The following is a 6,149-nucleotide window of genomic DNA, read 5'->3' on the forward strand; positions in this document are numbered from 1 at the left end:
AATGCACGCCGCCAAAACTTTTTGCGGGCAAAAACTTTTGTCAGCGCCCCTTTCCTTCCGTCCTTCGCCGTTGCTCCTTTGCCCTTTGCCGCGAGAGAACTCACCAGGGAGATGGACAACCATCACCGCAGGAGAAAACCAGGATGCACACACGAAACGTCAACGTCAAAACCGCCGCTCAAGAATCTTCCAGGAAGATGGGGGAAGGGCAGGACACAGTTGCGGTCGCCCGTGAATACGTGGCTCAGGCCATTGCGCTGAAAGAGGGTGTTGCTGTCACGCTCTCAGAAGTGAACCGCTATGGCGATATTCAGGTGGAGATCCGCACTCACGGATTGCTCAACTGGCGGGCGTGGTCGTTTGAAGCAGATTTTCTGAGTGATCTGAAACGCAAACTGCAAGACGTGCAGCTGTAACCGGAGGCCGGATATCCGGCCTTAACCCACAGAAGGAGGAACCATGCAGAACCTTAATTCCGGCCAGTCGGGCAAAAAAGTAGGACAGAGCAATGACATTGTGAAGCTGCTGCGCATTCAGGCCAGCGACACCCATGTGGTCGAGTTTGACAACGTGGACACCCGTTTTAATGACTGCAACAACTGGCAGGTCATGGCTGAGGGCAAGCGCGTCCTGTTCAGCAACCGCACGTATGAGCGTTTTTCAGATGTGAAATCGGGGATCGTGGCAACGATTTCCGTGTGTGAAAACAGCGCCACGGTATCTGATACCGCGATGCTGGAAAGTGCGAAAGTCATGATGCAGGTGCTGGATGGTTATCCGTCATTTGCGGCACTGGCTGCACACCCGAAACGCATTACCGGTTAACCGAGTGCCGTGACCGGATAGCCCTCCGGCCACGGCGAACCATCACTTAAACACAGGAGTAAAAATCATGGTCGCCACCAATAATACGGCAAAAAAATCCGCTAAATCCACCCCCGCTAAAAAGTCAGCGGAAAAAATCGCGCAGTCTACCGAACAGAAGCTCGTCCGGTTGCTCGCTGACACGCCCGTGCAAATCTTCCCGTACTCCCGCCTGACGCGTACCGACCTGAACACGCGCATCATTCCGCATACCGACACCGAAGTGGAAGAGATGGCTGACAGCATTCAGGCAATGGGCATCCTGCAAAACCTGATTGGTGCAGAACTGCCGGACGGCACGATCGGTATCGTCGGCGGGGAAGGTCGCCGCAGGGGAACCGGTATTCTGGTGCTGCGCGGTGTACTCGATGCAGAAACCCCGTTTGTTCCGGTGAAAGTCCTGCCCGTGGAGATGGCGGTGGCGGCCTCGATGATTGAGAACGGCAGACGCAAGAACATGCACCCTGCCGAGCAGATTATCGGTTTTCGCACCCTTGAGCAGGAAGGCAAAACGGCCTCCCAGATTGGCGCACTGATGGGCTACCACCCGCGCCACGTTCAGCGCTGCCTGAAACTGGCGAACCTTGCCCCGTCCCTGCTGGATGCGCTGGCGCGGGATAACATCTCTCTTGAACAGTGCGAAGTGCTGACGCTGGCGGACACTCATGAACGTCAGGAGCAGGTCTGGAAAGAGGCCGTGGAAAAGTGGCGCGATCCTGCGGTACAGACCCTGCGCAAGATGGTCACCGACGACAAGATGGCCATCAGTCATCCGATGTTTGCGTATGTGGGCGAAGAAGCCTACACCGCCGCTGGCGGTACGCTGACCGCCGATCTGTTCAGCGATAAGGACAGCACCTTTGCTGATGCCACACTGGTGAAATCCCTGCTGGCCGGAAAACTCACCGTGCTTGCCGCCCGTCTTCGACAGGAGCAGGGCTGGGGCTGGTCTGAATTCCGTATGACGGAACTCAGCCACAGCGGCGAGGACAAGGAACAGTACCGCTTTGCCATGCCGAATGCTGTGCTGACGGAAGAAGAAGAGAAGCGCGTCAGTGAGCTGGAAGAGAAAATGGAAGCCACTGAAACCCACGATGATGAATATGAGTGTCAGCAGGATATAGATGATATCTACACCGGGGCGACTTACCGCGAAGCCACGCCGGAATTTCGCGCCGCGCACGGTATCTGGGTGTCATGGGACGGGGACAGTTTTCAGGTTCAGCCAGGCATCCGCAGACTGACTGACGAAGACAGGGCAGCAGAAGAACAGGTTCGTCAGGAGCGTGAGAATAACGTTATCAGACACACCACACCTGACATTCCTGCTGACGCCTATCCGGCAACGCTGGTTATGGCCATGTCTGCCGAGCGCACGCTCGCCGTTCAGGCTGAACTGGCGGGGCGGCCCGATGTGTCGGTGGCACTCCTGACGTGGACGCTGTGCCTTGCACTCTTTGACCACACCTACGGCAAGCGCAATGAACCGCTGAAAGCCTCAGTGTCCTCGAATCAGTATCACCTTGCATCACTGGCTCCCTCCGGTGAAGAAGGGAAGGCGCTGACGGCGCTCAAAGCACAGAAAAAGGCGCTTCAGGCAACGCTGCCCGAAAACTGGCATCTCGATTTCACCTGGCTGCTGTCATGGTCAGCAGAGCAGGTGAACACCCTGCTGGGATTCTGTGCAGCGCACGGTATCAACGGTATTCAGGAACGTATGTATAACCATACTCAGAAAAGCGAACTCGACGGGCTGGAAGCGGCGCTGGACTTTGATTTGCGCAAATGGTGGCAACCTGATGCGGAGAGCTACTTCGGCAAGCTCAAAATCGCCCAGATTGGCAAGGCCTATGAAGAAGCCGGACTGAGCGCCCGTGCGGGTGAGGTGGTGAAGCTCAAGCGCCGCGATGCGGCGAAAGCCGCCGAACAGGATCTGAATGCTCAGGGCTGGTTGCCTGACTGGATGGTGCGCCCTGCGCCAGCGGTTCAGGCCGACGAGACAACAGACACCCACACCGACACCGACACCACTGACCACGCTGCTTAACACCGGAGGCCGCCGCCTTCGGGCGGCGGGAACACATATGACCATGAATTACGATCTGACCCGAATCAACACCCTGACCGCCTCCGATCTGGAGTTTATCCGCCAGCAGGGCGAGGAAGCGCGCCGCGCCCTCAGCGATGCCGTGACCGGCCTGCTGACTGTCCCGCAGGGCTGGCGCGTCTGCGCCGAGTACCGCAGTGAATTTGGCGGTTTCTTCCCGGTACAGTGCCGCTTCAGCGCAGACGGCAGCGATGACTGGCACCTGTGTGTGTGCAGTCCGGGTGAAGTGTCTCCGTACTGGCTTCTGGTTCTGCTTTCTTCGGGTGGCCAGGTGGTGCGCACCCTGTACCAGAATGAGATGCTCCAGCCAGACCGTGTCAGCCAGCTGATCGCACAGATGGCAGGGATGCGCCGGTTTAACTGCACGGCGAGTACCGTGGCAAACCTGATGAGTGGGGAGGTGACAGCATGATCCCGTCATCCCATGCCCTTGTCTCCCTGAAACCTGCCCGCCAGGCCGCGATTCAGGCTATCAGCCAGGTTGAGTCCGCCCGCGAGCGTGGCTCCCGACTGCCCGCCATGCCCTATGTGCGCTCCTTCCTGCGGGTGCTGACGGGCAGCGGTCGCCTGAATGCCACGGTCGCACGTCAGATCCCGGGTCTGAACTGGGTGCCAAAGAACCGCCATTCGAACCTGAAACAGGTCGAGGAGGCGCTGGACACGATGATTGCCACGGGGGGAGAAGCCTGCCCGCTGCCGCTTACGCTGGACGTACAGGCCGAACTGTTCCCCGAAGTCATGCACACCCGCACGGGCAGAAGACTGCACAGGGCGGGTATCCAGACCACCCGACAGATACGCCGCGAATCCCGTGAGTATGAACAGCGCTGGAAACTGCGCCAGAACCTGCTGGAGCAGGCGAAAATCGACCTGAATTTTCAGTCACCGGAAACCGTCTGCACCTGGTACACCCGGTGGACTGACGAGTTTGACGCGGGGGAGCTGGCTGCACCGTTCTGGCGCTGGCAGTCGCGGTTCGCGTCGCTGAAGGAACTTGACTGGCTTCGCATCAGCGGTGAGCCGCTGTATGCAGTGATGTATGAAATCCCGTTTATTGTCCGGGAAACACCTGAGCATGTTCGTGTCGCTGAACGCTGGCAGGTGCCAAATAAGCTGGCTGATCGGAGCGGTATATGAAGTGGCGCTATTCCCTGCGCTGGAAATTGCCACACAAGCCCTGCCCTGGTCCACTGGAGCTGGTTTCAGTTGTCGTGGAGGCCGGGCAGACAGCACCTGAAGAGGTAATGTCACGCTGGGTAGCTGGCTCAGGTTACGCTGTATGCGTGGATTTTCTCGGTCAGAAACAAATCCAACGCTGGAGCGATGAACGGAAAGCAGCGGTGAGAAGGCGCAACTTGCAGGCACGAATTAGTCGTGTTGCCCCTTTGTTTGCCGATGAGTTAATCGAGCGTGAGCTGGCTGCACGTCCGGCGTATTTCAATGGCAAGTCCGCCTGATGAATAAGATACAATGCTGTCTGCCTGCTCAGATGGCAAAATACAAGGAAAGCGGGAATATGAGGTACTGGTTGCTCGTTATATTCATGAACGTGCTGTTTTATTCAATCGTTAGCCTGGCTGCACCGGAATGGAAGGATACGCCAGGGTATTTTGCAGGCCAGATCAGCTGCACTCTGATACCTCTGGTTATCACATGGCGTGATCCGCCTGGCTGGATTGATGAGGTTCTGCTCAGCATATTGAAGTATGGCGTTCTGATCGCCGGGATAGTTTTCTTTGCATGGGGCGTTGGGTGCAAGCTGGAATTCTGGGGGCAACATAATCCCGACGTCGTATTCATCGGTGCGCTGGAGCAGATTATGCCCAATCTTGCGCTGGCAACGGGAGTGTTGATGGCTGCATGGGGATTCCTGAAATATATCAGACGCTAGCCAGCATCTGGAGTGGATATTCCTGGTCAGAAAGTGCTTAGGGTCGGTATAATAGGCGTGGCGCTTGAGGTTTTTTGCCTCATGACGTGAAGGTGGTTTGTTGCCGGTTGTGTGGCAGAAAACAGAAAGCCCCGAGTAATTTTTCAATTAACCCGAGGCCCACTGCATGTCTAGTCAACACCAGTATGGCCGCTTACCTGCCGAAAGGCAAGGAGAAGTAAACCATGAAACTGCCGCGAAGTACTGTTGTCTGGTGCGTATTAATCGTGTGTTTAACACTCTTAATATTCACATTCCTCACCCGAAAATCGCTCTGCGAAATCCGGCTGAAGGACGGAGAACGGGAGGTCGCTGCCGTTCTGGCCTACGAATCCGGTAAGTAAGCTACCTGAAGGCGGGGGAAACCCCGCCTTTTCAGGAGCTGAGTTGCCACAACATGCCTGAAGCGCCTTTATGAAGGGGTTGCCGGTTCGCCGGTAGCCCCTTTTTCCTTCCCTGCGCGACCGCACGCCTTTACTTCCGGGAAGGGCAGTTCCCCTCCGGGGAACGGGGCAGGGCGGCAGCGCCTACGGCGCTGCCTGCTCTTTTCCCTTCCTGATCTCTGCCTGGTAATCCCTTTTCACGCTTTCAATATCTCTCAGGGTTGATGCCTGGCAGGAATGTGCAGCAAGCCGGTAACGGTCTGCAATTTCATCCAGCGTGGAGGGCGTATTGTCACGGCTGCGGTGCTGGCGACCTTTCTGGCCAAAGATGGCCACTATCATGTCCTGACTGCCCGACCGGCCAAAAAGGCGGGTGCAAAGGCGTTTCACGGTAAGCGGCGTAAAATCCAGATCCACGCTTTCGGCTATCTCAAAAATGAAGCAGAGCATCCGGTAGGTTTTATAACGTTTTACGGCTGCACTGAGACGGGCCGCTCGCTGAGGGTATTCCCAGGAGTCATCGTGGTAATTGTGCAGTTCGGCCAGATAGTCTCTGGCCAGATGATCGCGGGTGTACGTAAAGTTGCGGTAAAAATAGGCCCGCGACTGCTCAGTCTGTGATTCTTCAGCCATTTCATGCACCGTTTATTAATGCTAATGGATGCGTACATTAGCATTAATAGTGACCATTCTCAAATTATCCCGGGTCAGATTTCCGGCCAAATCACGACGATATCGGCCAGCTTCACCAGGATGGCCATCACAAGAAAGACGGGCAGGGCGATGGCCCCCTTCGGCTCCCGGCCCGCGTGGCGGTCCGGTCGTCGAGCCCCACTCCGCCAGGCAGCTGCTTCGCACCCGCCAG

9 protein-coding genes and 1 pseudogene are annotated in these 6,149 nt (G+C 56.8%); 9 read left to right on the forward strand and 1 reads right to left on the reverse strand.

Annotation, left to right across the window (positions count from 1 at the left end; all coding sequences use genetic code 11):
* The first annotated feature begins 143 nt into the window (after positions 1 to 143).
* From PUZ33_RS24945 to PUZ33_RS24985, 9 genes and pseudogenes are all read left to right on the forward strand, one after another.
* A complete protein-coding gene (locus tag PUZ33_RS24945; protein ID WP_126493996.1) occupies positions 144 to 416 on the forward strand; it encodes a hypothetical protein in 273 nt (90 codons plus the stop codon).
* Between the two features lie 43 nt (positions 417 to 459).
* A complete protein-coding gene (locus PUZ33_RS24950; RefSeq protein WP_126493997.1) occupies positions 460 to 825 on the forward strand; it encodes a hypothetical protein in 366 nt (121 codons plus the stop codon).
* Between the two features lie 67 nt (positions 826 to 892).
* Positions 893 to 2,911, forward strand: a complete 2,019-nt coding sequence (locus PUZ33_RS24955; RefSeq protein ID WP_126493998.1) for a ParB/RepB/Spo0J family partition protein — start codon at positions 893 to 895, stop codon at positions 2,909 to 2,911.
* 37 nt (positions 2,912 to 2,948) lie between these two features.
* Positions 2,949 to 3,383 (forward strand): conjugation system SOS inhibitor PsiB, encoded by a 435-nt coding sequence (gene psiB, locus PUZ33_RS24960; RefSeq protein ID WP_126493999.1) that lies wholly within the window; start codon positions 2,949 to 2,951, stop codon positions 3,381 to 3,383.
* Positions 3,380 to 4,108 carry a plasmid SOS inhibition protein A gene (locus PUZ33_RS24965; protein WP_229078599.1) on the forward strand — a complete coding sequence of 243 codons (729 nt, stop codon included), beginning with the start codon at positions 3,380 to 3,382 and terminating at the stop codon, positions 4,106 to 4,108. Before psiB ends, PUZ33_RS24965 begins: the two co-directional genes overlap by 4 nt.
* Complete coding sequence (locus tag PUZ33_RS24970; RefSeq protein WP_126494001.1) at positions 4,105 to 4,428, forward strand: theronine dehydrogenase; 324 nt, start codon at positions 4,105 to 4,107, stop codon at positions 4,426 to 4,428. Before PUZ33_RS24965 ends, PUZ33_RS24970 begins: the two co-directional genes overlap by 4 nt.
* A 59-nt stretch (positions 4,429 to 4,487) precedes the next feature.
* Complete coding sequence (locus PUZ33_RS24975; protein ID WP_126494004.1) at positions 4,488 to 4,862, forward strand: hypothetical protein; 375 nt, start codon at positions 4,488 to 4,490, stop codon at positions 4,860 to 4,862.
* Between the two features lie 166 nt (positions 4,863 to 5,028).
* Positions 5,029 to 5,178, forward strand: a pseudogene (locus PUZ33_RS24980) (DUF5431 family protein); the annotation flags it as partial.
* A complete protein-coding gene (locus tag PUZ33_RS24985) occupies positions 5,126 to 5,245 on the forward strand; it encodes a type I toxin-antitoxin system Hok family toxin (RefSeq protein ID WP_274205380.1) in 120 nt (39 codons plus the stop codon). The pseudogene PUZ33_RS24980 and the gene PUZ33_RS24985, both read left to right, overlap by 53 nt.
* Before the next feature lie 183 nt (positions 5,246 to 5,428).
* On the opposite strand, the gene PUZ33_RS24990 is transcribed toward PUZ33_RS24985, so the two are convergent.
* Positions 5,429 to 5,917, reverse strand: a complete 489-nt coding sequence (locus tag PUZ33_RS24990) for a cytoplasmic protein (protein ID WP_126494003.1) — start codon at positions 5,915 to 5,917, stop codon at positions 5,429 to 5,431.
* Between the last annotated feature and the right edge of the window lie 232 nt (positions 5,918 to 6,149).

It is taken from the genome of Enterobacter cloacae complex sp. 2022EL-00981 (assembly GCF_028737495.1).
In the GTDB taxonomy this organism is placed as follows: domain Bacteria; phylum Pseudomonadota; class Gammaproteobacteria; order Enterobacterales; family Enterobacteriaceae; genus Enterobacter; species Enterobacter cloacae.

Bases quoted from the DNA above. Each gene is read 5' to 3' on its own strand.
- psiB (WP_126493999.1), top strand. From the start codon at position 2,949: ATGACCATGAATTACGATCTGACCCGAATCAACACCCTGACCGCCTCC.
- PUZ33_RS24950 (WP_126493997.1), top strand. From the start codon at position 460: ATGCAGAACCTTAATTCCGGCCAGTCGGGCAAAAAAGTAGGACAGAGC.
- PUZ33_RS24955 (WP_126493998.1), top strand. From the start codon at position 893: ATGGTCGCCACCAATAATACGGCAAAAAAATCCGCTAAATCCACCCCC.
- PUZ33_RS24990 (WP_126494003.1), bottom strand. From the start codon at position 5,917: ATGGCTGAAGAATCACAGACTGAGCAGTCGCGGGCCTATTTTTACCGC.
- PUZ33_RS24965 (WP_229078599.1), top strand. From the start codon at position 3,380: ATGATCCCGTCATCCCATGCCCTTGTCTCCCTGAAACCTGCCCGCCAG.
- PUZ33_RS24975 (WP_126494004.1), top strand. From the start codon at position 4,488: ATGAGGTACTGGTTGCTCGTTATATTCATGAACGTGCTGTTTTATTCA.
- PUZ33_RS24970 (WP_126494001.1), top strand. From the start codon at position 4,105: ATGAAGTGGCGCTATTCCCTGCGCTGGAAATTGCCACACAAGCCCTGC.
- PUZ33_RS24945 (WP_126493996.1), top strand. From the start codon at position 144: ATGCACACACGAAACGTCAACGTCAAAACCGCCGCTCAAGAATCTTCC.